This window comes from Collinsella sp. AM24-1 (assembly GCF_003470325.1).
GTDB lineage: Bacteria > Actinomycetota > Coriobacteriia > Coriobacteriales > Coriobacteriaceae > Collinsella.
In genome coordinates this window covers 1-227 of the sequence record NZ_QRHM01000035.1, presented here as the reverse complement: position 1 = coordinate 227, position 227 = coordinate 1, and positions in this window count along the sequence as shown.

Here is a 227-nt window from a genome sequence, read left to right as displayed (position 1 = left end):
GGTCGTTAGACGGGTGCCTTGCTCATTTCCGGGCGCCCTCGGTCGGCTGTCTGCGATGCCGCCGCCACGAAACCGGCCCATCTACTACGTTTAACCCCGACCCCTCGACCATACCCCGTATTTCGCGAAAACCGCAGGCCGCCTACCTGCGGTTTTATTTTTGCCCGAGACGCCATGGTCGGGGGATGTCGCCCAAACGTAGTAGATGGGCCGGTTTCATGGCGGGG